The following is a 24,611-nucleotide window of genomic DNA, read 5'->3' on the forward strand; positions in this document are numbered from 1 at the left end:
GGCCAGCACCGCCCCGACAAAGACCGTGTGCGTGCCGGTCGGATGCACCCCGATGACGCTGCAGTCGAAGCTGCAAAGCGCACCGATCAGAATGGGCGCGCCAGTTCTAAGCGAGTACCATTCCTCATCAACGAAGCGGATGTCGCCTTTGCTGCCGTCAAGTCCGGCGAACTTCTGGGCGAGCGGCACATGACAGGAGGACAACAGGTTCCAGCCGAACGAGCGCGTCCTGACAATCGTGTCGTGCGCCCCTGCCGATTTGTTGATGCAGACGAGGACCGTCGAAGGCTCGATGGACAGCGAACAGGCGGCGGTAACGGTCAGACCGTGGCGCGACGGATAAGATCCCGACGTCACGATCGACACCGCGCCAGCCACGCTTCTCAGCGCCCGCTTGAACGATGCGCTGTCGACGAGATTGTTCGAGTCGAAATAGGCTTCGGCAGTCATGGCGTCTCTTTCGGCTTTGGCACGCGGCTCCAGGCGAGCGGCAACAGCGACCTCGCTCATGCTTTGGACCGCTCGAAGAACTGGATCAGGTTGTTCTGGGGATCGCGAATCTGGGCCGCACGGCCGTGGCTGCCCATGTCGCGGATGCCCGAGATGTTCGTCCCGCCCGCGTCGACGGCTTTGGCCAGCGTGCCTTCAAGCTTCTCGACTTCGAAGACGACAACGGCATTCGAGGACGGCTCCACGGCCGATTCGTCCAGACCCGCGATGCAGAAAGCGGCGCCATCCGTTGCGAACTGTATCCATCGTTCGCCATCGGCGAAACGAACCGGCATTCCGATCTCGCGATAGAATTGCGCCAGGGCCTCGGGATTCGACGCCGTCAGGTACGCGTGCTTGATTTTCATGGACTGACCCCGTGCGACTTAGATGCCGGCGACAATTGATCCTTGATGAGCTGCTCTTCGGAATCGTCATAGAGGGTGTTGATCAGTGACTTGTACCGCTCCATCAGCGGCTTGCGGCGCTTCTTGCGCGTGGGCGTCATGACGCCGCTGTCGGGCGAGAGTTCTTCCGGGAGGATGCGGAACGACTTGATCTGCTCGACGCGCGCGAGCCGCATGTTGGCCTTTGCGACTTCGCCCTCGATCAGGCGGATCACGATCTCCGATTTAGCGAGGTCCTTGTATTCCTTCACCTGATCATCGCGCGACCGCGCCCAGTCCAGGCCGGTTGTGGCATCAACTTCGATCAGGGCCGTGAGGTACTTCTTACCCTCGCCGATCACAGCGGCTTCAGAGATATACGGGCTCTGGCGCAGTTCGTTCTCGATCTGGGTCGGACTGACCGATTTGCCGCCCGAGGTGTTGATGATTTCCTTCTTGCGATCGACGAGCTTGAAGGCCCCATCGGGCTGAACCTGGACTACGTCCCCCGTGTAGAGCCATCCATCCCTCAGCGCGGATTGCGTTTCCGCGGGCTTGTTCCAGTAGCCACTGAAGAGGCCCGGACCGCGCACGATCATTTCGCCGTCTTCGAGAACCCGGGTTTCCCATGCCGGGTCCTGAACCGGAATGCCGACAGTGCCGGCCTTCGACCAATCCGCCATTTGGCCGAGATTCCCGCCCACCATTTCGGTCTGGCCGTAGCACTCCTTGAGGTTCAGTCCCCAGAGCTGCCAGAGGGTCATGACCTCCGACGGCATCGGCGCCGAGGCAGTGTAAGGATAGGTGAGCTGATCAAAGCCAACTTCGGCGAGCAGAGGACGAAACACCTTCTCGCAGCACACTTCGAACAGACCGTCGAGAAAGGGATTCGCTTCGCGGCCCGCCTGGCGATGCGCGAGCACCGTCTTCGCGATCCGCATCGCGTGCTTGTAGTCCTGGCGGAGCCGAGCCGATCCGGACTGGACCTTGCTGAGGATCTGCGCCGCATTGCGCTGATAGAACCGCGGCGGCGCCATGTAGAAGGTCGGCTTCACTTCGCGAATCGTCGCGGCGAATTCGGCCGTGGTCTCGCCGAAATAGGGTACGATGCGCGTGATGAGCGGCGTTGTCGTGGCTTGCGCGCGGGCGACGGTGTGGGACATCGGCAGATGCACGACAACCCGTTGCGGCTCGGTTGCGAGCGGTGGACAGAACGTGATGTTCGTATGCGCCCCCGCAAGCAGGGCCGTATGGCTCAGAATGGCTCCCTTGGGATAACCGGTCGTTCCCGAGGTGTAGCCGATCGTTGCGATGTCGGAGGCTTTCGCGGTCGCAGCTTCCTCGGCCAGCGCCGCGCCGGCATCGACCGTGACCCCGCGGATAAATTCGGCCAGCGTCGTGACGTTATTTGCCGGCGAAGCCCCGCTCCAGCCGGGATCCATAATGATGATCTTCTCGAGTTCGGTCGCCTGGCTGCCGGAGAGAAAGACGCGAAGCTGCCGCTCGCTGCCGACAAAGGCAATGCGCGCCCCCGAATCCCGCAGGTAGTAGTCGACTTCCTCCGGCGAAGAGGTGAAGTATATGCCGACCGTCACGGCGCCCGAGCAGATCGTGGCCATGTCGGCCAAGAGCCACTCCTGCGACACGTCCCCCATGATCGCGACGCGGTCTCCGCGATTGAGCCCAACCGCCTTCATTGCAGCGGAGATGCGGCAGACGAGCGAAGCGTAGTCACGCCAGGTGGTGCGAAGCCATTTGCCGTTTCGCTTCTGACAGAAGGCGACCTCCACGGCTCGCTCGACACTTCTGGCCCTCAGCAGGCTCGGGATCGTCACGTCGGCATATTGGGCGCCAGACGTGCGCGTTGGCTCTGTCATCGTCACTTCTCCGCGAAACGCTTGCGCTTCTCGGCGAAGGCAGCGACGGCCTCGCGGCGCTCGGGGCTCGCAAAGGTCAGCGTTTCCAGCGCAATCGACGTGTCGAGCAGCAGGTGGGTATACTCCTTGATGATCTTGTTGACCGAGTATTTGGTCCAGGCAATCGCTTCGCGCGGACCGCTCGCCAGCATTTCGGCATATTCGATCGCGTGGTCGCGGACGTCGCGTTCGGTCACCACCTCGTTGATCATCCCCATCGCCGCCGCCTTTTCGGCGGAGATGAAATCGCCAGTCATCAGATAGTGCTTGGCGCGCGCCGGCCCGATCAGGAGAGGCCAGATGACAGCGCCGCCGTCGCCCGCGACGACGCCCGCAGTGACGTGGGTATCGGCGAAGCGCGCGCTTGAATGGGCGAAGATCACGTCGCACATCAGGGCGAGAGTCGCTCCCAGCCCGACCGCGGCGCCGTTGACGGCGGCGATGACGGGGGCCTCGACCTCCAGGATGTTACGGATCAGGTGACGTCCGGCCCGCGTCGGCGACGGGATCGCGACTTTGTCGAGCGACTTCTGGTCGCCGCCCGAGCAGAAACCGCGGCCCGCGCCGGTCAGCACGATGGCGCGGACATCCTTGTCGGAATCGAGGTCGACGAAGACGCGCTCGAGCTCGTGGTGCATCTCCCAGTTCACGGCATTGAGGAGCTCGGGGCGGTTCATCGTCACGACGGCGACGCCGCTGGGACGCTTGTCGATGAGCAGATACCTGTAGTTATAGGACGTCATGGCGGTCTCCTCAGGCCGACTTGGCCGCCGGGGAATCGTTTCGCGGACGCATCGCCCTGATCCTGTCGAGGATCTCGTCGGTCGGGCGAACGACGTTGTTGCGGTCGTTGAAGTGCGGAATGACGTAGCGGCCTACCATTTCGATTCCCTCCATGATCTTCTCGTGAGTCACGGAGTCGAGATGCAGAAGCACCTCCTGGATGCCCATCGCCTGGAATTTCTCGATCTGGCGGATGACGGTATCGGGACTGCCGCACACGGTGGTGCCCGAATGATTGAGCAGATAATCCCAATCGCGGCCTGCACGCTCCATCGCAGGCACGCTCTCGCTCATATAGGAGTAGTCGTCGGCGAGCTTGGCGAGACGCGGATAGGCGTCGGTCGAGATGCGCGCGTAGTGCATCAGCGCTTCGGCGTAGTCGTCCTTGGCGGCCTGATCGGTCTTCCCGATACCGAAGAACAGCGGCACGCCCACGCGCGGACGATCGAGAGGACCGGTCTCGTCGCGCTTCCAGGCCTTCTGATAGGCATCGATCAGCTTCTGCTGATTCTCGAAACCCTGGTAAATCGTGGCGCTCATGAGAGCCAAACCTTCCGCGCCCGCCCACGCGTGGCTGCGCTCGCTCGTCGCCGCAATGCCAATTACGGGATATGGCTTTTGTACCGGCTTCGGCACCAGCATGCGAGGCGGCACCTGATAGTACTGACCATCGAACGTGAAGATGTCCTCGCGCATCGACTTACGCAGCAGGGCCATGCCTTCTTCCATCTGCGGCAAGGTTTCCTTGGGGTCGACGTTGAAAGCGCGCATGGCGATCGTCGTGTTCGCGCGGCCGCAATACATTTCCATCCGTCCGTGAGAAAGAATATCGCTGACGGCGAGCCGCTCGGCCGAACGGAGGGCATGGTTGATGCGCTGAGGCATCAGGGTCACTGCAGTGCGGAGCCGAATCCGCTGGGTGACAGCCGCAAGATAACCGAAGACGACTTCGGGAGCCGAACTCGATATGCCGCCGAGCGCAACATGCTGCTCCGACAGCGCGACGAAGTCGAAGCCCATCTTCTCGGCGAGCCTGGCCTCGTCGACAAGTTCGTGCAGTCTGCGAGCATAGCTGTGTCCGACCTGCGTTTCCTGCTCCGACCACAATCCAAACTTGAGTGACATGCATCGTTTCCCTTCGCATCGCCTCTGATGCAAGGAGACTGTCATAGGTCGAACGATATTTTCTCCCGAAGGTGACGCCGAGAGATATGGATTCCCGTATTTCCTGCTGCACGAAAGGATGCGCGGTCATTGCGGATTCAAAACGGAAAAGACCCCGCAACGTAGTTGCAGGGTCTTGATGAGATGTCGGCAAGAGCGACGCGGAAGTCTCAGTCCATAGTGCGGAAGAAATTCGCCAGAAGGCCGCCAACTTCATGCAAACATTGGTCTCCGATCGCGGCCGTCGATCCATGCGGATCGCCGATGACGCCGTTTCTGGACACGGACACGATGCCGTTCTTCCACATCAGATCCAGTTGATCGGGTGTCAGCGCGCCGAGATGGCCGCGCACGAAGCGATCTATGCGGACACTCTCAGGCCGTAGCTTGAGCATCAGAGACGTTTCGGCGATATCCGCGTGACCACCGACATTCTCCGGATCGCCTCCGGCAGTCTGGACGGCATGACGCCAGCATTGGATCCAGGCTTGAGAGTCCGTATAGGCGGCGATTCGGGCCTGGGCGTCGGTTGCCCGGCGCAAGCGCGGCAGCATGTCCGCCAGAACAGGAAAATTGCCGATATGGCCCGAGAACAGCAGAATGCGCCTGAAGCCGTGCCGGGCGAGGCTGGTGCAGTAATCCTGGCAGACCGCCTCGAACGTCTCGTTGCGCAGGGAGATTGTCCCTGACAGTGCTAGATGATGCGACGAGCAACCAACCTTGATGGTCGGCGCAATGAGCGTCTTGCCAAGGTCGCGAGCGATCAACACTGCTAGATGCTCGGCATGATCGGCATCCACGCACAGGGGCAGATGGGGCCCATGCTGCTCGATCGCACCGCACGGCACGAGCACGGTGTCGAAGCCGTCCTTCAACGCAGCCGCCACTTCCTCGAACGTCATGAACTCGAGCTTCAGGGCGTCCGTGGATGTATCGTCCGTCATCTTGCTTTCATTTCCTGGCGAGAAACCGCGCGCGGGCATCTGCGGAGTCGTCGTTGTCGAGATATTGGCCGAGGTCATCGACCGTCATCTGTTCAAGCTGATTATCGCTCAGCTGGCCCGTCAAATTCAATGATCGCTTGATGGCCGCAAAGAGTTTTTGGTCCTTGCTTCGGAAGTCCCGACAGACATCGATCGCGCGATCAAGTACGGCGTCGGTGTTGACCACTTCGTCGAAGGCACCGATCTGCATCGCTTTTCCCGCATCCACGAGGCCTCCTGAATAGAGCAAGGCCTGCGCCGCCCGCATTCCCAGCCGCAGAGCGGCCTGGCGCATGCCTTTGGCCACCGGCAGAAGACCGTGATTGATCTCGGGAAAGCCGATCTGGGCCTTGTGGTCGGCAATCACGTGATCGGAATGCAGAAGAAATTCGAGGGCGCCGCCGACCGCGTAACCGCGCACAGCACAGACAACGGGACCGGGATAACGCTCGAACGCGCACAACACTGCATGGAAAAAGCGAATGCGCGCCGCGGCGACTTGCAGCCCGGTGACTTCGCGAATATCACCGCCAGCACTGAAGAAGCGATCTCCCTCGCCGGTCAGAACGATACCGGGCGGTTCCGGCTCGGATTCCAGGCGCCTAATCTCTTCGAGCAAGCGCGCAATCAGCGCATAATTTAGGGCGTTTGCGGGAGGCCGGTTCATCGTGAGGACGACGAGATCCGGTTCACGCCTGATCTTGAGAATGTCTGCATCCATCATGCCCGATAAGCTAACGAGATCCGCGTTGAATGAGCTACCGTATTGTGAGAAGCTCGACCCGATCGACGGCAGAAAAGATTGCGCGAAACGCTCCGTGCCGACTTTTCTGCTGCACCGCGTTCCCGGTCCTTCCAACCGCGCAAGAACTTAGCACCCCGATTGAGCAATTTGATCCATTCCTGATCAGCCGACTGGATCGATATTGGTCAGATCGAAGGGCGGCTTATGACATAAATTTCAAGGTTGTCTGTTTTTCGATACAAGATGACAATTTAGCGAAATACAGACCTCTAGAGCCGCTTTAGCCTCCTCGAATACCCGAAGCTGCGGCTCTTCCCAGAAAAACTCGCCCGGCGGGTAGTTGGGGAAGCTAAGGAGGTCTCGATGAGCTTTGACACGCTGGACAAAATCGATCTGCGGATCCTGCAAGAACTTCAGAATGACGCCAGTCTCACCAATGTCGAGCTGGCCTCGCGCGTCCACCTCTCCCCGTCCCCTTGTCTTGCCCGGGTGAAGAATCTGGAGCGGCTCGGTGTGATCAATCGTCGCGTCGCCGTGGTCGATCCGCAGATGGTCGGCCTGCGCGTCATGGCATTCATCCAGGTGACGTTGGAAAAACACGTGCAGAGTGTCCGCGACGGCTTTGCTACCGAAGTCGGTCATATTGCCGAAATCATGGACTGCTATCTCATGGTCGGAGATCAGGATTATCTATTGCGTGCCATTGTCTCCGACGTCTCCGACCTCGAAAATCTGATTGCACGCGTATCCCGGATCGTCGGTGTCGCGAGTATCCGCTCTGGTCTCGCAGTGCGCAACGTCTCCAGCCGGCGAGCACTGCCGCTCGATGTATCCAGGCCGATCCAGGTAAAGTCGGCGTCGACCGACTCGGGACGACATCGCCCACCCCTACATCGCCACCTACAAGCCCTCGCCTGATATGCGACCACAAGATTTTCCTACAATTTATGGCTCGGACTGTGGGAAGCGGTCGCCACGCATATCGAGGGCTTATGGTGCCCTCGGAGAGCGGAATCATTTGCTCGCTGCGGCTGCCCGCCTCTACGACCTCACCGCCATGCTGCGGCCGGGGCGGAACGGCGTTCGCCTGTCAACGAGCGCGAGATTGATCAAGTCCGATCAGGCACCGGACTTGAAGATCAAGGTCAGCGCAGCGTCAACGAGTGCCTCAACAGAGCGTGATCGCTTGGCGCAAACAGCATCTCGCTGCCGTGTCACCCACCGAGCCTTTGGCGATTGGTGCTCAACACCCGGTCGGGATTGATCGTCAGCAGGTTCGGGCGGAGCGTGAGCGGCCTCTATTGCTGTCACGCATCAGGTGTCGTGCGAGCCTTTTCGGACACGAGCAGCCCAGCACGAGCCGATTGGTGAGGCATCGTCGCGGATCGCGCCAGTTGACGATCCAGGCCTCGAACCGCTGACCTCACGCGCGCTGCGCCTGCTTTCATCGTCTGCCGCGATCCGCACCTGCACGTCCCTCGGCTTCGCCATGTAGGGCGACGACGTGACAAGGACATCGGCGCCCGCCTCCGCATAGTCGGCAGCATTCGCCGCATTGACGCCACCGGCGGCAGCAATGATCGGACGGGCCCGCGTATAGGCCATGGATGCAATGCGCTTGACCAGCGCGGCGATATCAGCTGGTGAAAACTTATCGGCCTGAATGACGTCGAAACCGGCGACCGCCGCGGCAAGCGCGGCCTCGGCGGTCTTCACCTCGATCACAAGCTTCCTCTCCGGCGCCGCCCGGCGCAATCGCTCGACCGCTTGAAACAGCGGCAGATCACCGAGAAAGGCGCGGTGCTCGGGGAACACCAGCACCGTCTCCGAGAGGCCGAGCCGATGCATCACGGCGCCGCCGGCCTTCACCGCCGCGACCGCAAAGCGCTTGGTGCCCGGCACGTTCTTGCGCGTGCAGGCAACCGGAATCTGCGGCGCGATCGCCCTCGCAGCGTCGACGATGGCGCGGGTCTCGCTGGCCACGCCCGACCAGATCTCGATCAGGGTCTGCGCCACCTTCCAGCTCCGCAGCAGGCCGGCGGCCGGACCGCGCGCCTCGAGAATCGGGGCGCCCTGCTCCAGCGCCGCGCCGGATTCGGCGAACAGCTCCACCTCGCAGCCGGCGAGCGCGATGATCGCGGCGGCATCCTCGGCGAGCGCCAGCACCATTGGTAAGCGCGCGGCAAATTGCATGACGCCCCTGGTCGCGCCGACCCCGAGCGCCTCGGTGGTGAGATCGCCGTAGGGCACGTCGTCCTCCAACAGACGCTCGAGCTCGGCGCGCGACGCAACCGTTGTCATGCCGTGCTTCCCTTCATTGCTGTCGGCTTGCCGACGACTCTGTCGCAAACCCGACACGGATCGCCGGTCCGGCCGCCGCAAGGGGCAGGACGTCCCGCTTTCGACGTTCATTTCTGCAAGGCGCGCACCAGACTCCGCTCGGCGCATCCGGCACGCCAATTGCTGAGCCTCATCATGGTCATCGCCTCGCAGCAATCGGGCTCGCGCGGAGGCGGTTACCGTCCGCTGGAGTTCATCATGAAACTGTTTCGCACGATCGCCGTCGCCGCAGGCTTGCTGCTCGCATCCACCGGGGCGCAGGCCGCCCAGACCAACGTCGCCGTGGCCGCCAACTTCACCGATGCCGCCAAGGAGATCGCCGCCCTGTTCAAGCAGAGGACCGGACACGAGGCGGTGCTGAGCTTCGGCGCGAGCGGACAGTTCTACACCCAGATCACGCAGGGCGCGCCGTTCCAGGTCTTCCTGTCCGCCGACGATTCACGACCGAAGAAGCTCGTCGAGGACGGCCTTGCGGTCGCAGACAGCCGCTTCACCTACGCGATCGGCAAGCTCGTGCTGTGGAGCAAATCGCCCGGAATCGTAACGGGCGAGGAGACGCTGAAGGCCGCGTCCTTCGCAAAGCTCTCGATCTGCAATCCGGCCGCCGCGCCCTACGGGCTCGCCGCGGTGGAAACCATGAAGTCGCTGAATCTGTACGAAACGTTGAAGCCGAAGCTGGTGGAGAGTGCGACCATCACCCAGGCCTATCAGTTCGTCGAGACAGGGAATGCCGAGGTCGGCTTCGTCGCACTGTCGCAACTGACCAGCAGCGAGGCAGGTTCGCGTTGGGTGGTGCCGCCGGCGCTCTATAATCCGATCCGCCAGGACGCGGTGCTGCTCAAGACGGGTGCCGGAAACGACGCCGCCGGCGCGTTCATCGCCTTCCTCAGGGATCCCGAGGCGCGCGTCATCATCGAGAAATACGGCTACGTGCTGGACGGACAGAGCTGACGCGCATGGAGATCTGGTCGCCGGAGATCCGCCAGTCGGTCTTGCTAACGGTCGAGCTCGCCACGATCTCGACCGCGATCCTGCTGATGCTGGCAACGCCGCTCGCCTGGTGGCTGGCGCACGCCAAGGGCTGGTGGACCGAGATAGCCGCGAGCATCATCGCACTGCCGCTCGTACTGCCGCCGACCGTGCTCGGCTTCTATCTCCTGGTCATGCTCGGCCCCGACGGACCGGGCGGATGGATCGCAAGCTTCTGGGGCGGACGCACGCTCGCCTTCACCTTCGAGGGCCTGGTCATCGGCTCGGTGGTGTATTCGATGCCTTTTGTGGTGCAGCCGATCCGGAACGCCTTCTCCGCCAAGGGGGAGCGTCCGCTCGAGGTCGCCGCCACTTTGCGCGCTTCGCCTTGGCGAACATTCTGGACCGTCGCAGTGCCGCTGGCGAGGCCCGGCTTCCTCACCGGCGCCGTGCTCGGCTTCGCGCACACCGTCGGCGAGTTCGGCCTGGTGCTGATGATCGGCGGTAACATTCCCGGCCGCACCAAGGTGCTGTCGGTCGCGATCTTCGACTATGTCGAGACCTCGCGCTGGCGCGAGGCGAGCATTCTTGCAGGCTTCATGGTGATCTTCGCCTTCGCCGTGATCCTGATCATGACGCTGGTCGACAAGCGCGCTGCGAGGGCTGCGGCATGAGGACGGCCGAACCCGGCCGCATCAACGCGGCCTTCCGCGGCAGGCTAGGCAATTTCATGCTCGATGCCGAACTCAGCGTGCCCGCTACCGGCGTTACCGCAATCTTCGGCCCTTCCGGCTGCGGCAAGACCAGTATGGCGCGCTGCATCGCCGGCCTGCAGCGCATGGCCGACGGCTTTTGCGCGGTCGACGGTGATATCTGGCAGGACCGCAAGTCGTTTCGCCCGGTGCATCGACGACCGATCGGCTATGTGTTCCAGGAAGCGAGCCTGTTTCCCCATCTTTCCGTACGCCGCAATCTGCTGTTCGGCGCACCGAAGGCCGCAGGCATGCAGATTACCTTCGACGAGGTCGTGGACCTGCTCGGCCTTGCCGCCCTGCTCGATCGCTCGCCGCACCGCCTCTCCGGCGGCGAGCGGCAGCGCGTTGCGATCGGCCGCGCGCTACTGTCGCAGCCGAAGCTTCTGCTGATGGACGAGCCACTGGCCGCACTCGACCACGCCACCAGAAACGAGATCTTGCCGTTCCTCGAGTGCGTGCACGAACGGCTGTCGCTGCCGGTATTCTATATCAGCCATGACATGAGCGAGATCGAGCGCTTTGCCGATCATCTGGTGCTGATGGAGCAAGGCCGCGTCGTTGGCTCCGGCCCGCTGCATACCCTCCATCCGATACCGCTGGCCGGGAGCCGCGATCGGCATGGAGATTGCTCGCCACGACGGAAGAGCGTAGGAAACCGGACGAGGATGACTTCCATGCCGATCGACTTCCACGACATCGACCCGAACCGTATCGCCGCCATACTTTACCGCTCGCAGGACGACGTCGATACCTTGCTCGCCGACTTCGCCGAGACTCTGGCGCGGTCGGGCGAGCGGATCGGCGGGGTCGTCCAGCGCAACATCAAGGACGGCGCCGGCTGTCAGGTCGGCATGCAGGCCATCGACCTCATGACCGGCCGCGAGATCTCGATCTGCCAGCCGCTCGGCTCGGGCGCGACGGCCTGCAAGCTCGACGCTGCGGGATTGGCCGAAGCGGCGGTCGCCGTCACACGCGCGATCGCGGCGGATGTCGACCTCGTCGTGACCAACAAGTTCTCCAAGCAGGAAGCGGCCGGCGAAGGCCTGCGCAGCGAATTAGCCGACGCCATCGCCGCCGGTATCCCCGTACTCACGGCCGTGCCCGAAAAATGCCTGGACGCCTGGAACACTTTCACCGGCGGTATCGGCACCAGCCTGTTGTGCGAACGAGGTGCGATCGAGGGCTGGTGGCAGGACATGTCATCGCGCATCAAGCGAGCCCGCGCAGCGCGGCTGCCCTCCGATGCTCCTGCGGCCCTATTTGCCGATCATCACGTCGGATGACTTGATCACGGCCGAGACGGCATCGCCCACTTTCAGGGCGAGGTCGTCCACGGCCTCGTTGGTGATCGCGGAAAATACGACCAGGCCCGGTGCGAGCTCAATCTTCACATGGGCCGTCGTCGTTCCCTTGGTGACGGCGACGATCCGCCCCGGGAGAATGTTGCGGGCGCTGAGCTTCATGACGGGTTAGCCGAACTTGAACAGCACGCCGTAGCCACCGCGCGGATAGCTCCACTCGATGTCGCCGCTCCCCTCGCAGATCACGCGGCAGGTGCCGCACTCGATGCAGCCGTCGACGCTGATCTCGACCTGGCCCTTGTCGTTGAGCTCGTAGCAGCGTGCCGGGCAGGCCTTCAGCATCGTCAGGAGTTCTGGCGACGGCGTCGTGTGGGGCCGCACCTTGATGTGGGCCCGGCCGGTGTCGACCAGATAACGGTTGTAGAACAGCTTGTCCTCGACACGTACGGATGGCTCGATCGACATGGCTTCGGTCTCCGTCGTTGGTGCTCTATGTCCTTGTGTCTCATCGCCAGGCGCGCGCGAGGCGGAAGGCGTCGCCGAATAGTCCGCTCCACGACCGTGCCTTGATGAACGATTTGAACGTCGTCTTTTCCTTGTCCACCTTCGGAGTACCGTCGACGCGCAGGAAATTCTGCATCGCCTTGGAGACAAGCTCCGGATAGGTCAGGAAGAAGTTTTGCGACTGGGTGTGCATCAGCGCAGGCATGTCCTTGTACTTCTTCAGGTCCTTGATGACGAAGGACTGGTCCAGCATGGTCTTGTAGAGCGACAGGTTCTCCGCCGTCATCGGATCCTTGCGCGACTTGACCTGGAAGATCGCCTCCGCCGCTATCCGGCCCGAGGTCATCGCAAGATTCGACCCCTCGCGATGGATGGCGTTGTTGAGCTGGGCGGCGTCGCCGACCACGACCCAACCCTCGCCGTAGAGCTGCGGAATCGCCTTGAAGCCTCCCTCGGGGATGAGATGAGCGGCATATTCCTTCACCTCGGAGCCCTCGATCAGCGGGGCGACCGACGGGTGCCGCTTGAAGCGATCAAGCAGGCCGTACGGCGTCTCGCCGGTGCGCTGGAAATCGGAGACCAGGCAGCCGATGCCGAGCGAGATGCACTCCTTGTTGGCGTAGATGAAGCCCATGCCGGTCATCCCGCGGGAGATGGTGCCGGCGGCCTCGATCACCACGCCCTCGTCGCCCTTGAGGTTGAAGCGGGCCTCGATGGTCTCGCGCGGCAAAAAGTGCATCTCCTTCACGGCGAGCGCGACCTTGTCGGGCTTGGGCCGCTCGCGCAGATGCGCGCGGGTCCCGAGCAGGCCGTTGACTCCCTCGGCCAGTACGACAACGTCGGCATGGATCTCGCCGTCCACGCGGTCGGTGCGGACACCGATCACCTTGCCATAAGCGTCTTGCGCGAGCTCGGTCACCGTCGTTTCGCACAGCACTGTGGCGCCGGCCTCACGGACCTTCTGCGAGAACCATTTGTCGAACTGCGCGCGGATGATGGTATAGCGGTTCGGCTTCTCTTCGTTAAAATCGTCGGAGCGGTAATGCAGGCCAGTGTGCGAGCGGCCATCCATCATCCAGAAGCGCTGCTCGACCAGATGCCGCTCCAGCGGTGCATCCTCGCGGAAATCGGGGATCAGCTTCTCCAGCATGTCGGCATAGAGGATCGCGCCCTGCACGTTCTTCGAGCCGGAATATTCGCCTCGCTCGAGCTGGAGTACTTTCAGCCCCCGCTGGGCCAGCGTGAGCGCCGCCGCGTTGCCGGCCATGCCGGCGCCGACGACGATGACATCGAACTTCTCCTCGATCATGGCGCTTCTCCCTCCTCTAGCTTGCGATCCGATCGCGCGAATGGGGTGACAACCGGGCGCGGAACGCCGCGGTCAGGGCCGGAAGCAGCCGGATGGCGTCGGTGACGATGCCCATATGGGCGAAATCGAAGATCGGCGCGTTCTTGTCGGTATTGATGGCAACGATCAAATCCGCACCCTCGACGCCGACGCGATGCTGGATCGCGCCGGAAATGCCCGCGGCGATGTAGAGCTTTGGACGGATGGTCTTGCCGGTTTGGCCGATCTGCCGGTCGGATGTGACCCAGCCCTTCTGCACCAGCGGCCGCGAGCAGCCATATTCGGCGCCGAGGACGGTGGCGAGTTGGCGCACCAGCTGGAAATTTTCCGGCGAGCCAAGCCCCAGGCCGCCGGCGACGACGACGTCGGCATAAGCGAGATTGGACTTTGCCGAGTCGCGGTCGGGAAGGAATGACAGCACCTTCGTCACGATATCGTCTTCGTCGAGTCCCAGCGGATGGCTGACGATGCGGCCGACCGGACGCACTGTGCGCTCCGGCATCGGCATCACACGCGGGCGTACCGTCGCCATCTGCGGCCGGTAGTTCAGCGTGTAGATCGTGCAGAGCAGCGAGCCGCCAAAGGTGGGGCGTGTCGCGGCGAGCGATCCGTCGGCATCGACATCGAGCTCGGTGCAATCGGCAGTGAGGCCGGTGAGCAGGGTCGTCGCCACCGAACCCGCGAGGTCGCGGCCGAGCGTGGTGGCGCCGAGCAGGAGGATCTCCGGCTTGTAGGTGTTGACGACGTCGGTCAGCGCCTTGGTGTAGGACTCGTTGCGATAGTCGGCGAGCAAATTGTCGGCCACCATGTAGACGAGGTCGGCGCCGTAACAGAAGGACTCCGCGGCAGCGCTCTGCGTCGTCTCGCCTTCCGGCCCGATCACGACCGCGGCGAGATCAACCTTGAGCTTGTCGGCGAGCTTGCGGCCGGCACCCATCAACTCCCAGGACACGGGGTGAACCTGGCCGCGCTCCTGCTCGATGAAGACCCAGACATGCTTGTAGGCCTTGAAATGCTCGGGCAGCTCCTTCTTGGTCGCGGCGCGGCCGGCAGCGGGTGCGGCGGTTTTCGGTGCAGTGCTCATGGTGCTTGCTCCCCTCGCCTCAAAAGCCTCGCGCCAGCGCCGCGAGCTCTGTCTCCAGCGCCGGCTGACGCTTGAAGATGGCGTCGATCAGTGCTTCCGCCGGCTGCTCGCCGACCTCAATCAGTGTCGCCTTCTCGCTGCGGGCGGCGGGCGCGAACACGCGCTTGACGATCGTCGGCGAGCCGCGCAGGCCGCATTTCGAGATGTCCTCAACGCCAGCCTCCTGCGCGCTCCATTTCACGATCGGCGCACGCGCGGCGCGCAGAGCATCGGCCATGGCGCCGCGGCGAATCTGGTTGGTCGCCTCAAGCATGGTGACGAGGCACGGCAGCTTGGTGCGCAGGAGCTGTACGCCTCCCTCGGAGCGCCGCTCGGCGTCGATGGTCCGGGCCGTCAGATCGAGCGCGCTGATCTTCGCGACATAGGTGAGCTGCAACAGGCCGAGCCGCTTGGCGATGCCGGGACCGACCTGCGCGGTGTCGCCGTCGATGGTCTGCTTTCCCGTGAAGACGAGATCGGGGGCGCCGAACTCGGTCGAGATCTTGCGGATCGCGGTGGCCAGCGCGTAGGTGGTGGCCAGCGTATCGGCGCCGGCAAAGAAGCGGTCGGTCAGCAGCACGGCGCGGTCGGCGCCGAAGGTCAGCGCCTTGCGCAAGGAATCCTCAGCCGAGGGCGGCCCCATCGTCAGCACGGTGACCTCGCCGCCGAACTGGTCGCGCAGCTCGAGCGCTGCTTCGAGCGCGAAGAGGTCATAGGGGTTGATGATGGTCGGCACCCCCTGACGCATGATGGTGTTGGTCACCGGATGGACGCGAATCTGCGCGGAGTCGGGGACCTGCTTGATGCAGACGACGATGTGCATTTGCTTCTCCAGGACTCGTCTCCAGAACTCGGTTCAGAGCAAGAACTGCAAGTGTCGTACCAACTGCGCGAACGATGAAAATCAGATGTCGATGCAGAGACTTAGAAGAGCGACGGTATCGCTTGCATCCGCCTTGGGCAGTGGAGCCGACAACGCTGCTGCGACACGCGTCGCAAATGCGACAGAACGCGGGTTCATTTCAGCGTGCCGATCTGCACCAATGTCGGCCCCTTGTTCGGCTGTGGCGCGACGGCGTCCTTCAGGACCTTGAAGACGCGCTGATCGATCGGCGAGGACGCGACGAAGTCGGCATAGGCGCGCTCCAGAACGGTCTTGCACCGTGTTGCCACGGTCTCGTCCGCCACTCCGCTAAAATCTTCCCCGGCGAGGTATTGGCCCATGCGCCTGAGGATATGCAGTCGCGCCACATTGATGATCCTCGGGTCGTAATCGACGCCGAGCAGCGTGAAGAACTCCTCGGCTGCGGAGGCCTTGTTTAGTTGCGCGAGGATTCCGTCAGCCATTGTCGACCTCCGTCAAGTTGTGCGACGTCTCATGGGGCGGCGTCGTCGGCACGCCGGCGTCACGCAGGCGCTTCTGCATGTGGGTGAGCCGCGCCTCCAGGAACTCGACCCGGTCGAGCAGCACTTCGATGGCGTCGCCGACGGGATCGGGCATCAGATGATGATCAAGGTCGATCTTGCCGACCACGCGACGATGACTGAGCTGTGGCCGCACCACGCGCGCCGGGATGCCAACAACGGTGACGTCGGGCGGCGTGCTGTCGATCACCACCGAATTGGCTCCGACGCGCGATCCGGCGCCGACCGTGATCGGCCCGAGGATCTTGGCCCCCGCCCCCACCACGACACGGTCTTCCAGCGTCGGATGGCGCTTGCCAGGAGACCACGACGTGCCGCCGAGCGTGACGCCGTGATAGAGCGTGACGTCGTCGCCGACCTCGGCGGTCTCGCCGATGACGACGCAGGCGCCATGGTCGATGAAGAAACGCCGGCCGATGCGCGCGCCGGGATGGATGTCGACGTTGCTGACAAAGCGGCCAAACCAGGACAGCAGTCGCGCCGGAAAGCGCCAGCCGGAGAGCCACAGCCGGTTGGCGATCCGATACCAGATCAGGGCGTGGATGCCGGGATAGGTCAGCAGCGTTTCGAGCTGTCCGCGCGCGGCGGGATCGCGCTGGCGCACGCAGCCGATGTCCTCACGGATCAATTTGGACAGAGACGCCTTGACCGGTCCGGAAGGAGACGGTTCGGCGAGCGGAATATCGACGACACAGGCCATGACACCCTCACGCACAATTGGGAAGCGAGCGCTTGCGCACCTCGCGCCAGATCGCCGCTACCGTCTCCCGGCCGACGGCTCCCTTGTGCTCGACGGCATGCTGGCGGACGCAGGCGAGAACGGACTTTGCTTCTTCCGTGCTGACGGACAGCTTGAGTTCACCCAGCAGCGCGGTGATCGCGGCAAGCCCCGAATGCTTACCGATCACGATGCGGTTGGAACGGCCGAGCAGCCGCGGATCCAGCGCCTGGTAGGTACGCTGGTCCTTCAACAGGCCGTCGACATGGATGCCTGATTCGTGGGTGAAGACGTGCTCGCCGACGATCGCCTTGTTGAGCGGAATGGCGCGTGCCGCCGCAGAGGCGACCACGGATGCCACCTTCTCCAGTTCGGACAGCACCACGCCGGTATCACAGCCGTAGAGCTGTTTCAGCGCGACCGCGACCTCCTCCAGCGGGGCATTGCCGGCCCGCTCACCGAGACCGATCACGGTAACGGACGCATGGGTCGCGCCGGCCTTGATTGCGGCGAGCGTATTGGCGGTCGCAAGGCCCAGATCGTCGTGACCGTGGAATTCAAGCTCGAGGTCGGTCGTGGCGCGAAGCGCGGCGATCAGCGCAAAGGCGGCGTCCGGATCCAGCACACTCAGCGTATCGGCAATGCGGAAGCGGCGCGCGCCAGCGGCCTTTGCGATCGCGATCAGCTCGACCAGGAAGCCGACATCGGCGCGCGACGAATCCTCGCCGCCGACCGCAACCTCGAGGCCCTTGTCGCGGGCGTAGCCGACCACCCGCCTCACTTGCTCCAGCGCGGCCGGCCGGCCGCCGCCGAGCTTGGCGGCTATCTGCACGTCGGAGGCCGGAATCGAGACGTTCACCATGGAGACACCGGCCGCGATCGCCGCATCGACGTCCGCGGTCCGCATCCGGCACCAGCCGATCGCGGTTGCCGGCAGGTCGGCCTCGACGACAGCCCGGATCGCGCTCACCTCGTCATGGCCCATTGCAGGCGTGCCGGCTTCGATCTCGGTGACGCCAGCCGAGGCCAGCGCGCGGGCAATCGAGACTTTTTCCGCGGTGGTAAAAGCGACGCCGGGCGCCTGTTCGCCATCGCGCAAGGTGGTGTCGTTGAGAACGATGGGTCGAGGCTGAACCCCGTCCGATCTGGTCGTTGGGCCGGAAAGCGCCATCCGCGTACTCCAATCATTCATTCCGATCGGGAGTTCAGCAACCCCCGTGCCATCGTCAGAACGATCGCCAAGCATCTGAAATTGATGGACTTATTGGCGCTGTCCGCTTTGTCGCAAATACGACAGCATCAGACAGGCGTGTCAGATGTCGGCAGGCTTGCGGCGGATATGGATGATGATGTCGAGCCGCGAGATCTCGTGGCCCGGCAAAGGCTCGGGCACCTGCGCGAGGACGAGCGTCTCCGGCACGTCGATCAACTTATCCTCGCCGTGAAGATAGAAATGCGGATGGACCGTCGCGTTGGTGTCGAAGAATGACCGCGAGCCATCCGGGCCAATGCGGCGCAAGAGTCCGGCCTGGGTGAACTGGTTCAGCGTGTTGTAGACCGTCGCCAATGAGAGCTGGATATTGGCTGCCGTCGCCTCGGCAAAGAGCATCTCGGCGGTGACATGCCGGTCACCCTGGCCGAACAGCAACTCTCCCAGCAACACGCGCTGACGCGTTGGCCTCAGGCCCGCATCGCGCAGGCGGCGCGACGCGACGGCTCTGTCCTCGCCGATCTCATCGCAGCTCGGCAGCGACAGATTCGCCGCGTCGAGAAGGGACATTTGAGCGGAAACGTCCATGATCATCTCACACTGACTTGCCACCGGCATCGGCATGATCGCCGCCGCCGCGCAAAAATTCCCGACGGCGTTCGGCCATGCGGCTCTCGCCGCCTTCCTCGCCGAAGCAGAGGTCAAAGTCGTTGCATTGCGTGCAGACCGGCGTCGTGCACATCACGAAGCCGTCATCCTCGCAGAGCATGCGGTAGAAGAAGCGCTTCCAGCGCATATTCCTGGTGTTGCGGGCCGCCAGTGGCGCGAAATGACGCATCAGCAGGCGCGACAGTTCCGCCCGCTCGCGCAAGCCGAGATCTTCCCAGAGATGGTTCGGCTCCATCGCGCGCCGCGCCACCATCGCCGCCAGCCAACGACCGACCTCGCCGACCGTCGAGCGCTGCGCGAGGAGGAGATCGCGCACCATAACGGTCTCGTCATCGATCCCGGAAGTCGCTTTCGGCACCCACGCGAAGGCGCGGACCGTAGCCGACGGAAAATAGAAGGCGAGCAGATTGTTGAATTCCTGTTCCGAAAGGCCGGCGCGCTCTGCGATCGAACCGCCGTCCATCACTGCAGCGGCCAGGATCGAAGCCAGCACATGACGATCGAAATCGTCGTCGGCGCTGATGTCGGCTTCCGCCGGCTCACAGCCGGTCAGCAGGCGGTAGAACTCTATTCCTGCATGCGGCCCATCGACGTCGGGCCCTGCCGGGAGACGCGCCGTCGCCCCGATCGTAGTCGCTTGCGTCGCAATCACGGAAAGCTCCGCCGGTTATGCCGCAGGGATCGTCGACATGTGCCGGCCTCCCCGATGCGGGGAGGCCGGCAGGATCGTCAGGCCGTCGCGAGTTCGGCGGCAGTCTTGCCGATCTGGCTTTCGTCGACCGCCTTCATGATGCCGTGCTCCATCAGCATGTCCTCGAGCTCGTCCATGCTGATCGGGGTCGGGATGATGCCCTTGCCGCCGTTGTTGTGGATCTTGGTCGCGAGGTTGCGATAATGATCCGCCTGCTTGGAGTCCGGCGCATATTCCAGAACGGTCATGCGACGCAGCTCAGCGTGCTGAACGATATTGTCGCGTGGCACGAAATAGATGAGCTGAGTGCCGAGCTTCTTGGCCAGCGCTTCCGCCAGCTCAAGCTCCTTGTCGGTCTGGCGTTCGTTGCAGACCAGGCCGCCGAGGCGCACGCCGCCGGAATTGGCGTATTTCAAAATGCCCTTGGAGATGTTGTTGGCGGCATACATCGCCATCATCTCGCCGGACATCACGATGTAGATTTCCTGCGCCTTGTTCTCGCGGATCGGCATCGCGAAGCCGCCGCAGACGACGTCGCCGAGCACGTCGTAGGACACGTAGTCGATGTCCTCATAGGCGCCGTTCTCTTCCAGGAAGTTGATGGAGGTGATGACGCCGCGGCCCGCGCAGCCGACGCCCGGCTCCGGACCACCGGACTCGACGCAGCGGATGTTCTGGTAGCCGACTTTCATGACGTCCTCGATCTCGAGGTCCTCGACGCTGCCGGCGTTGGCCGCCAGGCTCAAAATGGTGTCCTGCGCCTTGGCGTGCAGGATCAGGCGGGTCGAGTCCGCCTTGGGATCGCAACCGACGATCAGGATCTTGTGACCCATCTCGGCGAGCGCCGCGAGCGTGTTCTGCGACGTCGTCGATTTACCGATACCACCCTTGCCGTAAAACGCGATTTGCCTCAGTGAAGACATGTTGCTCTCCATCAACCGATTGCCAATGACTCCGCGCTTCTCGCGCGAGATTGCTTCTCTCTCAGAAGCGTGGGCCCGCGGGGTTCGGGAAGGAGAACATCGCTCGCCAGCGGCGTCGGCGTGCTCTCAGCCCTCACTCGTTGTTGCTGCATCCAAATAGCAACTGGCGTGCCATTCGCTGCGCGCGCTCTAAGGCGCTGATCGCACTCGCGAAATATTTCAGCGCAAGCGGCCGACAGAAGCTGTGCCGAACCCTACAGAGGTAGGGCCACTGTCAGGAACCGGACAAGGGTCGCAACGATGGCGGTGCAAATGCACCGCGATTGCGGCTGCGCGGATGCGGAACGGAAATTGCTAACTCCTGTTTCGAAGCGATTTGAGGAGAAGGACAGATGCAGATCGGTGTCGAGACAGCCAAGGCGGTCGACCAGCGCCGCGTGTTCGTGGTCGACGAGGACGAGATCACCCGTGCAGCGCTCCAGTTCATGCTGCACGACGAGATCGAGACGCACGAACTCGCCACACCGGAAGAAGCCTATGCAAAGGGCGTTGACTGGCTGAAGCCGGACGTCGTGCTGCTCGGGGTCTCCTTCCTGAAAGCGCGCGGCCCTGCCCTGATCGGCGAGCTTGGCGCCAGATTTCCGGGCGCGCGCATTCTCGTCGTCACCGACAAGTCCGACGAGACCACCGCGGTCGAGGCCATGAAGGCCGGCGCCCACGGCGCGGTGGTGAAGCCGCTGACGCTGGAGGGCGTTCGCAAGAAGGTAGACACGATCCTCGGTCGCGGCGGCGCCGCGCCGCTGGTCCAGCTCAGCATGATGAAATAGGAACCCCGGCGTGGCGACAGTGCTGTTCTACCAGAAGCCCGGCTGCGGGACCAATGCCCGGCAGATCCGCGCGTTGGAAGCGGCCGGTCATCAGGTGATCGCGAAGAGCCTTCTGACGGAGCCATGGACTGCAGAGCGTCTGCTAGCCTTCTTCGGTGCGACCCCCACCGCGTCCTGGTTCAACCCGGCCGCGCCGCGGATAAAATCCGGCGAATTAAGGCCGGTGGAGATCGATGCGACAGACGCGATCGCGTTGATGCTCGACGATCCCTTGCTGATCCGGCGTCCGCTGATCGAAGTCGATGGCGCCAGATGCGCCGGCTTCGACCGCGAGCCGGTTCCGTCACTGCTCGGCGGCGAGCGAGGCGACCTCCAGGGCTGCACGCGGCCGCAGGCGATGCCGCGTTGCGCGGAGCCGTGAAGCTCAGCTCCGCGCGAGCACCATGACCAGGCGATCGACGCGGCGACCCTGCTTCAGGTGCTCCTCGACGATCTCGTCGATGTCTTCCGGCGTGGTCGGCCGGTACCAGACACCATCGGGATAGACGACCATCAACGGACCCGCTCCGCAGAAACCGAGGCAGCCGGATGCGGTGAAACCGATGTCGGTAAGCCCTTTCGTCTCGATCGCCTTGCCGAGCCGTTCCCACAACGGACCGCCGCCGGACGCGCCGCAGCTTCCACGCGGATGACCCGGTGGCCTCTGGGTGTGGCAGGCGAAGACGTGATGGCGGTAGAGCTGCGGCAGCTCGAACACCTCAGTCATGCCGTCGCTCATGACGCCGTCACCGCAACGCCCTTGTCGTTCAGCACCGCCGCCAGTTCACCCAGCTTGAACATCTCGCGCACGATGTCGCAGCCGCCGAGAAACTCGCCCTTGACGTAGAGCTGGGGAATGGTCGGCCAGTTCGAGAACGATTTGATGCCCTCGCGGATATCGGGGTCTGCGAGCACGTTGACGCCGGTGAAGGGAACGCCAAGGCCGTTCAGGATCTGCACGACGGAGCCGGAGAAGCCGCATTGCGGCGCGGCCGGAACACCCTTCATGAACAGTACGACGTCGCTGCCCGCGATGATATCCTTGATACGTTGTTCGATCGGTTGACTCATGCTTCTATCCTTCCATATTCATGTCGGCATCGCCGTTTCTAGCGCGAGCGCATGCAGCGCCTCGCCCATTCGTCCCTTCAAGGCCGCGTAGACCATCTGGTGCTGCTGAATCCGGCTCTTGCCGGCAAACGCCCGCGAGACCACGCGGGCGCCGTAGTGATCGCCGTCGCCGGCGAGGTCGGTCACGATCACATGGGCGTCCGGAAACGCTTCCCTGATCAATTGTTCGATGTCCGGTCCCGCCATCGCCATGTCGCACACTCCTGCTCTGCGCCGACTCCATGCAAGCGCCAAACCAGTTTCGGAACCCGTGCTTTCATAGGGACTTGCCTGCTTGGAGCCGACGTCATGTCCAACTTCCGACAATGCCGCGCATGTGCATGTCGATGACGTGACGAACGCGGATGGTCACTCCCCGGACGCGACGATGATGTCTCACGACCCCTCGAATCGAGGCGCTTTCACAGCGCTCCTCGTCCGGCCCGGCTTTTGCTTCGTAGGGGCACGCTCTTATTCCGCTGAACGAGGAACTCAAATTGTCCCACACAGATTCCAGCGGCCTCGACGTTCGACGTCGTATCCCGACGCCGGCGAGCGGCGCATGACGGCCGTTCTCGTCGATTCCGACGGCATCAATTTCGGTGAGCTCGCGCCCGAAATCGACTCGCTGCTGCAGCAGGGCGTGGTCAGCTATCGACGCGACCCGCTCGAGGCCGATCGCATCTTCCGCCAGGCCCTGGACGCGGCGCCGACGGAGCTCGCGGTCTATTTCTGTCTTTACAAGACCCACACCTATCGCGGCCGTCTCGATGAGGCCCGGAGCATCGCCGAGCGCGGCCTGCGCGAGGCCGCGCATCAGGCTGGCTGGAGCCCCGATTGGCGAAGCTGGCAGCCGCAGGCGGAACCACCTGATGGCGCCGGCCGTTTCGCGCTCTACACGCTGAAGGCCCTCGCCTTCATCTACCTGCGCAAGGACGAACAGAAACAGGCCCACGAACTGCTCGCGGCGCTGCGTCGGCTCGACCCCACGGGCGCGGTCGGCTGGCCGGTCGTTGCGGCGCTCGCCGAGGGGCTCCAGTGAGGTGGCGATGACGATCACGGAGCTTGCCAGCAACGAGACGCTGATCGCCGGCATCATCGCCGCGCTGCGCTCCGTTCACGATCCCGAAATTCCCGTGAACATCTACGACCTCGGCCTGATCTACCGGATAGAGCCGAAGGATGGCGGCCTGGTCGAGATCGACATGACGCTGACCGCGCCGGGCTGTCCGGTCGCCGGCGAGATGCTGTCTTGGGTGGAGAAAGCGGTCATCGAGGTCGGCGGCGTCGAAAAGGTCGCGGTGCGGCTGGTGTTCGATCCGCCCTGGGACTCATCGCGGATGACCGACGACGTCAAGCTCGAGCTCGGCCTGCTCTAGAAGCGACCAGAGACCACCGGAGAGGAGAGGATGCAATGATCGAACTGACCGCCAGCGACGGAGCGAGTTTCACCGCCTATCGTGCCGAGCCTGCGGAGACACCCAGGGGTGCCGTCGTGGTCCTTCAGGATGTCTTCGGCGTCACGCCCGAGATCCGCAAGGTCGCCGACGCATTTGCGGCCAGGGGCTATGTCGCGATCGCGCCATCCCTGTTCGACCGGGTCAAGCCGGGCGTCAGGCTCGCGCACGACGAAGACGGCAAGGCCGAGGGCGCCGCGATCAGCGCGCAGGTCGGCAAGGAGCAGGCCATCTCGGATATCCAGACGACCGTGAACGCGGCGAAGGAAGCCGGCAAGGTCGCGGTCGTCGGCTATTGCTGGGGCGGCGATCTCGCCTATGCCGCGGCCAACAAGGTCAACGGCATCGCCTGCGTGATCGGCTATGACGGGGCCGAGACCGTCACGGACTATCGCGAGAAGCGCAAGGTCCCGACGCTCCTGCATTTCGGCGAGAGCGACCCGGAGCTGCCGCTGGAGGCCATCACGCAATTCCGCGCCTGGCGTCCCGACGTCAGCGCCTTCACCTATCCAGGCGCGACACACGGTTTTGGATGCGACGAGCGTGGCAGTTTTTGCGCGGAGGCGGCGGAGAAGGCGCTGGAACGAACCATATTCTGGATCTCGCAATATGTCGAAGGACAGCAGCCGATCCTGTTGAAGAATGCCGGCGCCTACGCCCAGGCGAAAACCGAGAAGAAGAAAAAGAAGAAGTCCGACGATCTCGGACCGCCGGTGGATTGAGGGAGCCCCGCGAG

At 63.4% G+C, this 24,611-nt stretch carries 31 protein-coding genes and 1 pseudogene; 10 read left to right on the plus strand and 22 right to left on the minus strand.

What is annotated here, in order from left to right:
* The 7 genes from A5906_RS14810 to A5906_RS14840 all read right to left on the minus strand — a co-directional run.
* A partial coding sequence (locus tag A5906_RS14810; protein ID WP_080136146.1) for a flavin reductase family protein occupies positions 1-450 on the minus strand: 450 nt, incomplete at its 3' end.
* 56 nt (positions 451-506) lie between these two features.
* Entirely contained in the window at positions 507-857 is a 351-nt protein-coding gene (locus A5906_RS14815; RefSeq protein ID WP_080135979.1) for a VOC family protein, read from the minus strand.
* A complete protein-coding gene (locus A5906_RS14820; protein WP_080135982.1) occupies positions 854-2,752 on the minus strand; it encodes an AMP-dependent synthetase/ligase in 1,899 nt (632 codons plus the stop codon). The genes A5906_RS14815 and A5906_RS14820 overlap by 4 nt, the downstream gene beginning before the upstream one ends.
* A gap of 2 nt (positions 2,753-2,754) precedes the next feature.
* Positions 2,755-3,534 carry an enoyl-CoA hydratase/isomerase family protein gene (locus tag A5906_RS14825; protein ID WP_080135985.1) on the minus strand — a complete coding sequence of 260 codons (780 nt, stop codon included), beginning with the start codon at positions 3,532-3,534 and terminating at the stop codon, positions 2,755-2,757.
* 10 nt (positions 3,535-3,544) lie between these two features.
* Positions 3,545-4,699 (minus strand): LLM class flavin-dependent oxidoreductase, encoded by a 1,155-nt coding sequence (locus tag A5906_RS14830; RefSeq protein WP_080135987.1) that lies wholly within the window; start codon positions 4,697-4,699, stop codon positions 3,545-3,547.
* Positions 4,700-4,908: 209 nt separating this feature from the next.
* Positions 4,909-5,760: a creatininase family protein gene (locus A5906_RS14835; protein WP_245326739.1), complete on the minus strand. Its 852-nt coding sequence runs from the start codon at positions 5,758-5,760 to the stop codon at positions 4,909-4,911.
* A complete protein-coding gene (locus A5906_RS14840; protein ID WP_080135990.1) occupies positions 5,690-6,445 on the minus strand; it encodes an enoyl-CoA hydratase/isomerase family protein in 756 nt (251 codons plus the stop codon). Before A5906_RS14840 ends, A5906_RS14835 begins: the two co-directional genes overlap by 71 nt.
* A 384-nt stretch (positions 6,446-6,829) precedes the next feature.
* Between A5906_RS14840 and A5906_RS14845 the strand changes: the two genes are divergently transcribed.
* Positions 6,830-7,384, plus strand: a complete 555-nt coding sequence (locus A5906_RS14845; protein WP_080135993.1) for an Lrp/AsnC family transcriptional regulator — start codon at positions 6,830-6,832, stop codon at positions 7,382-7,384.
* 396 nt (positions 7,385-7,780) lie between these two features.
* Here the strand turns inward: A5906_RS14845 and modD are convergent, their stop codons facing one another.
* Complete coding sequence (gene modD / locus A5906_RS14850) at positions 7,781-8,767, minus strand: ModD protein (protein ID WP_080135996.1); 987 nt, start codon at positions 8,765-8,767, stop codon at positions 7,781-7,783.
* 237 nt (positions 8,768-9,004) lie between these two features.
* On the opposite strand from modD, the gene modA reads away from it, so the two are divergent.
* The 4 genes and pseudogenes from modA to A5906_RS43035 all read left to right on the plus strand — a co-directional run bounded on the left by modA (position 9,005) and on the right by A5906_RS43035 (position 11,813).
* Positions 9,005-9,757 carry a molybdate ABC transporter substrate-binding protein gene (modA, locus tag A5906_RS14855; RefSeq protein ID WP_080136148.1) on the plus strand — a complete coding sequence of 251 codons (753 nt, stop codon included), beginning with the start codon at positions 9,005-9,007 and terminating at the stop codon, positions 9,755-9,757.
* Positions 9,758-9,762: 5 nt separating this feature from the next.
* Entirely contained in the window at positions 9,763-10,449 is a 687-nt protein-coding gene (modB, locus tag A5906_RS14860; protein ID WP_080135998.1) for a molybdate ABC transporter permease subunit, read from the plus strand.
* Positions 10,446-11,144 (plus strand): annotated as a pseudogene (gene modC, locus A5906_RS43030) (molybdenum ABC transporter ATP-binding protein); the annotation flags it as partial. The gene modB and the pseudogene modC, both read left to right, overlap by 4 nt.
* Positions 11,145-11,204: 60 nt before the next feature.
* The gene (locus tag A5906_RS43035; protein WP_167523668.1) at positions 11,205-11,813 is read left to right on the plus strand and encodes a DUF2478 domain-containing protein; all 609 of its coding nucleotides are present in this window, start codon (positions 11,205-11,207) and stop codon (positions 11,811-11,813) included.
* Here A5906_RS43035 and A5906_RS14870 read toward each other — a convergent pair.
* From A5906_RS14870 to nifH, 11 genes are all read right to left on the minus strand, one after another.
* Positions 11,787-11,993, minus strand: a complete 207-nt coding sequence (locus A5906_RS14870) for a TOBE domain-containing protein (protein WP_080136000.1) — start codon at positions 11,991-11,993, stop codon at positions 11,787-11,789. The genes A5906_RS43035 and A5906_RS14870 overlap by 27 nt on opposite strands.
* Before the next feature lie 6 nt (positions 11,994-11,999).
* Positions 12,000-12,296 (minus strand): ferredoxin family protein, encoded by a 297-nt coding sequence (locus A5906_RS14875; RefSeq protein ID WP_080136002.1) that lies wholly within the window; start codon positions 12,294-12,296, stop codon positions 12,000-12,002.
* A 40-nt stretch (positions 12,297-12,336) separates the two neighbouring features.
* Positions 12,337-13,644 carry an FAD-dependent oxidoreductase gene (locus tag A5906_RS14880; RefSeq protein WP_080136004.1) on the minus strand — a complete coding sequence of 436 codons (1,308 nt, stop codon included), beginning with the start codon at positions 13,642-13,644 and terminating at the stop codon, positions 12,337-12,339.
* Between the two features lie 16 nt (positions 13,645-13,660).
* The gene (locus tag A5906_RS14885; RefSeq protein WP_080136006.1) at positions 13,661-14,767 is read right to left on the minus strand and encodes an electron transfer flavoprotein subunit alpha/FixB family protein; all 1,107 of its coding nucleotides are present in this window, start codon (positions 14,765-14,767) and stop codon (positions 13,661-13,663) included.
* Positions 14,768-14,786: 19 nt separating this feature from the next.
* Positions 14,787-15,629: an electron transfer flavoprotein subunit beta/FixA family protein gene (locus tag A5906_RS14890; protein ID WP_080136008.1), complete on the minus strand. Its 843-nt coding sequence runs from the start codon at positions 15,627-15,629 to the stop codon at positions 14,787-14,789.
* A 194-nt stretch (positions 15,630-15,823) separates the two neighbouring features.
* Positions 15,824-16,153: a nitrogenase stabilizing/protective protein NifW gene (gene nifW / locus A5906_RS14895; protein WP_080136010.1), complete on the minus strand. Its 330-nt coding sequence runs from the start codon at positions 16,151-16,153 to the stop codon at positions 15,824-15,826.
* Entirely contained in the window at positions 16,146-16,931 is a 786-nt protein-coding gene (cysE, locus tag A5906_RS14900; protein ID WP_080136012.1) for a serine O-acetyltransferase, read from the minus strand. Before cysE ends, nifW begins: the two co-directional genes overlap by 8 nt.
* Positions 16,932-16,938: 7 nt before the next feature.
* Positions 16,939-18,120, minus strand: a complete 1,182-nt coding sequence (nifV, locus tag A5906_RS14905) for a homocitrate synthase (RefSeq protein ID WP_080136014.1) — start codon at positions 18,118-18,120, stop codon at positions 16,939-16,941.
* A gap of 141 nt (positions 18,121-18,261) precedes the next feature.
* A complete protein-coding gene (irr, locus tag A5906_RS14910; protein WP_430642384.1) occupies positions 18,262-18,777 on the minus strand; it encodes a Fur family transcriptional regulator Irr in 516 nt (171 codons plus the stop codon).
* Positions 18,755-19,480 carry a nitrogen fixation protein NifQ gene (locus tag A5906_RS14915; RefSeq protein WP_080136016.1) on the minus strand — a complete coding sequence of 242 codons (726 nt, stop codon included), beginning with the start codon at positions 19,478-19,480 and terminating at the stop codon, positions 18,755-18,757. The genes irr and A5906_RS14915 overlap by 23 nt, the downstream gene beginning before the upstream one ends.
* Positions 19,481-19,557: 77 nt before the next feature.
* The gene (gene nifH, locus A5906_RS14920) at positions 19,558-20,442 is read right to left on the minus strand and encodes a nitrogenase iron protein (RefSeq protein WP_080136150.1); all 885 of its coding nucleotides are present in this window, start codon (positions 20,440-20,442) and stop codon (positions 19,558-19,560) included.
* A gap of 392 nt (positions 20,443-20,834) precedes the next feature.
* On the opposite strand from nifH, the gene A5906_RS14925 reads away from it, so the two are divergent.
* Both A5906_RS14925 and A5906_RS14930 read left to right on the plus strand, forming a co-directional pair.
* Positions 20,835-21,269 carry a response regulator gene (locus A5906_RS14925; RefSeq protein ID WP_080136018.1) on the plus strand — a complete coding sequence of 145 codons (435 nt, stop codon included), beginning with the start codon at positions 20,835-20,837 and terminating at the stop codon, positions 21,267-21,269.
* Between the two features lie 10 nt (positions 21,270-21,279).
* A complete protein-coding gene (locus A5906_RS14930; RefSeq protein ID WP_080136021.1) occupies positions 21,280-21,690 on the plus strand; it encodes an ArsC/Spx/MgsR family protein in 411 nt (136 codons plus the stop codon).
* Between the two features lie 3 nt (positions 21,691-21,693).
* On the opposite strand, the gene A5906_RS14935 is transcribed toward A5906_RS14930, so the two are convergent.
* From A5906_RS14935 to A5906_RS14945, 3 genes are read right to left on the minus strand one after another with little or no spacing between them, the layout of a single operon-like run.
* Positions 21,694-22,047, minus strand: a complete 354-nt coding sequence (locus A5906_RS14935) for a (2Fe-2S) ferredoxin domain-containing protein (protein WP_080136023.1) — start codon at positions 22,045-22,047, stop codon at positions 21,694-21,696.
* Complete coding sequence (grxD, locus tag A5906_RS14940) at positions 22,044-22,379, minus strand: Grx4 family monothiol glutaredoxin (protein ID WP_080136025.1); 336 nt, start codon at positions 22,377-22,379, stop codon at positions 22,044-22,046. The genes A5906_RS14935 and grxD overlap by 4 nt, the downstream gene beginning before the upstream one ends.
* Positions 22,380-22,397: 18 nt before the next feature.
* On the minus strand, positions 22,398-22,631 hold the full coding sequence (locus A5906_RS14945; protein ID WP_080136027.1) for a BolA family protein: 234 nt from the start codon (positions 22,629-22,631) through the stop codon (positions 22,398-22,400).
* A gap of 349 nt (positions 22,632-22,980) precedes the next feature.
* On the opposite strand from A5906_RS14945, the gene A5906_RS14950 reads away from it, so the two are divergent.
* The 3 genes from A5906_RS14950 to A5906_RS14960 are packed head-to-tail and all read left to right on the plus strand — an operon-like array spanning position 22,981 to position 24,597.
* Positions 22,981-23,460: a hypothetical protein gene (locus tag A5906_RS14950; RefSeq protein WP_080136029.1), complete on the plus strand. Its 480-nt coding sequence runs from the start codon at positions 22,981-22,983 to the stop codon at positions 23,458-23,460.
* Positions 23,461-23,467: 7 nt separating this feature from the next.
* Complete coding sequence (locus A5906_RS14955) at positions 23,468-23,797, plus strand: iron-sulfur cluster assembly protein (RefSeq protein ID WP_080136151.1); 330 nt, start codon at positions 23,468-23,470, stop codon at positions 23,795-23,797.
* A gap of 35 nt (positions 23,798-23,832) precedes the next feature.
* Positions 23,833-24,597 (plus strand): dienelactone hydrolase family protein, encoded by a 765-nt coding sequence (locus A5906_RS14960; protein ID WP_080136031.1) that lies wholly within the window; start codon positions 23,833-23,835, stop codon positions 24,595-24,597.
* The last annotated feature ends 14 nt before the right edge of the window (positions 24,598-24,611 follow it).

The organism is Bradyrhizobium sacchari (genome assembly GCF_002068095.1).
In the GTDB taxonomy this organism is placed as follows: Bacteria; Pseudomonadota; Alphaproteobacteria; order Rhizobiales; family Xanthobacteraceae; genus Bradyrhizobium; species Bradyrhizobium sacchari.

Coding starts and splice junctions, on each gene's coding strand:
- A5906_RS14935 (WP_080136023.1), bottom strand. CDS start 22,047: ATGAGCGACGGCATGACTGAGGTGTTCGAGCTGCCGCAGCTCTACCGC.
- A5906_RS14830 (WP_080135987.1), bottom strand. CDS start 4,699: ATGTCACTCAAGTTTGGATTGTGGTCGGAGCAGGAAACGCAGGTCGGA.
- A5906_RS14960 (WP_080136031.1), top strand. CDS start 23,833: ATGATCGAACTGACCGCCAGCGACGGAGCGAGTTTCACCGCCTATCGT.
- A5906_RS14885 (WP_080136006.1), bottom strand. CDS start 14,767: ATGAGCACTGCACCGAAAACCGCCGCACCCGCTGCCGGCCGCGCCGCG.
- A5906_RS14835 (WP_245326739.1), bottom strand. CDS start 5,760: ATGACCTCGGCCAATATCTCGACAACGACGACTCCGCAGATGCCCGCG.
- A5906_RS14875 (WP_080136002.1), bottom strand. CDS start 12,296: ATGTCGATCGAGCCATCCGTACGTGTCGAGGACAAGCTGTTCTACAAC.
- nifV (WP_080136014.1), bottom strand. CDS start 18,120: ATGGCGCTTTCCGGCCCAACGACCAGATCGGACGGGGTTCAGCCTCGA.
- nifH (WP_080136150.1), bottom strand. CDS start 20,442: ATGTCTTCACTGAGGCAAATCGCGTTTTACGGCAAGGGTGGTATCGGT.
- A5906_RS14820 (WP_080135982.1), bottom strand. CDS start 2,752: ATGACAGAGCCAACGCGCACGTCTGGCGCCCAATATGCCGACGTGACG.
- A5906_RS14815 (WP_080135979.1), bottom strand. CDS start 857: ATGAAAATCAAGCACGCGTACCTGACGGCGTCGAATCCCGAGGCCCTG.
- A5906_RS14950 (WP_080136029.1), top strand. CDS start 22,981: ATGACGGCCGTTCTCGTCGATTCCGACGGCATCAATTTCGGTGAGCTC.
- A5906_RS14840 (WP_080135990.1), bottom strand. CDS start 6,445: ATGATGGATGCAGACATTCTCAAGATCAGGCGTGAACCGGATCTCGTC.
- A5906_RS14880 (WP_080136004.1), bottom strand. CDS start 13,644: ATGATCGAGGAGAAGTTCGATGTCATCGTCGTCGGCGCCGGCATGGCC.
- A5906_RS14825 (WP_080135985.1), bottom strand. CDS start 3,534: ATGACGTCCTATAACTACAGGTATCTGCTCATCGACAAGCGTCCCAGC.
- A5906_RS14955 (WP_080136151.1), top strand. CDS start 23,468: ATGACGATCACGGAGCTTGCCAGCAACGAGACGCTGATCGCCGGCATC.
- modB (WP_080135998.1), top strand. CDS start 9,763: ATGGAGATCTGGTCGCCGGAGATCCGCCAGTCGGTCTTGCTAACGGTC.
- modA (WP_080136148.1), top strand. CDS start 9,005: ATGAAACTGTTTCGCACGATCGCCGTCGCCGCAGGCTTGCTGCTCGCA.
- grxD (WP_080136025.1), bottom strand. CDS start 22,379: ATGAGTCAACCGATCGAACAACGTATCAAGGATATCATCGCGGGCAGC.
- A5906_RS14870 (WP_080136000.1), bottom strand. CDS start 11,993: ATGAAGCTCAGCGCCCGCAACATTCTCCCGGGGCGGATCGTCGCCGTC.
- modD (WP_080135996.1), bottom strand. CDS start 8,767: ATGACAACGGTTGCGTCGCGCGCCGAGCTCGAGCGTCTGTTGGAGGAC.
- irr (WP_430642384.1), bottom strand. CDS start 18,777: ATGCCGGTGGCAAGTCAGTGTGAGATGATCATGGACGTTTCCGCTCAA.
- A5906_RS43035 (WP_167523668.1), top strand. CDS start 11,205: ATGCCGATCGACTTCCACGACATCGACCCGAACCGTATCGCCGCCATA.
- cysE (WP_080136012.1), bottom strand. CDS start 16,931: ATGGCCTGTGTCGTCGATATTCCGCTCGCCGAACCGTCTCCTTCCGGA.
- A5906_RS14845 (WP_080135993.1), top strand. CDS start 6,830: ATGAGCTTTGACACGCTGGACAAAATCGATCTGCGGATCCTGCAAGAA.
- A5906_RS14925 (WP_080136018.1), top strand. CDS start 20,835: ATGCAGATCGGTGTCGAGACAGCCAAGGCGGTCGACCAGCGCCGCGTG.
- nifW (WP_080136010.1), bottom strand. CDS start 16,153: ATGGCTGACGGAATCCTCGCGCAACTAAACAAGGCCTCCGCAGCCGAG.
- A5906_RS14945 (WP_080136027.1), bottom strand. CDS start 22,631: ATGGCGATGGCGGGACCGGACATCGAACAATTGATCAGGGAAGCGTTT.
- A5906_RS14890 (WP_080136008.1), bottom strand. CDS start 15,629: ATGCACATCGTCGTCTGCATCAAGCAGGTCCCCGACTCCGCGCAGATT.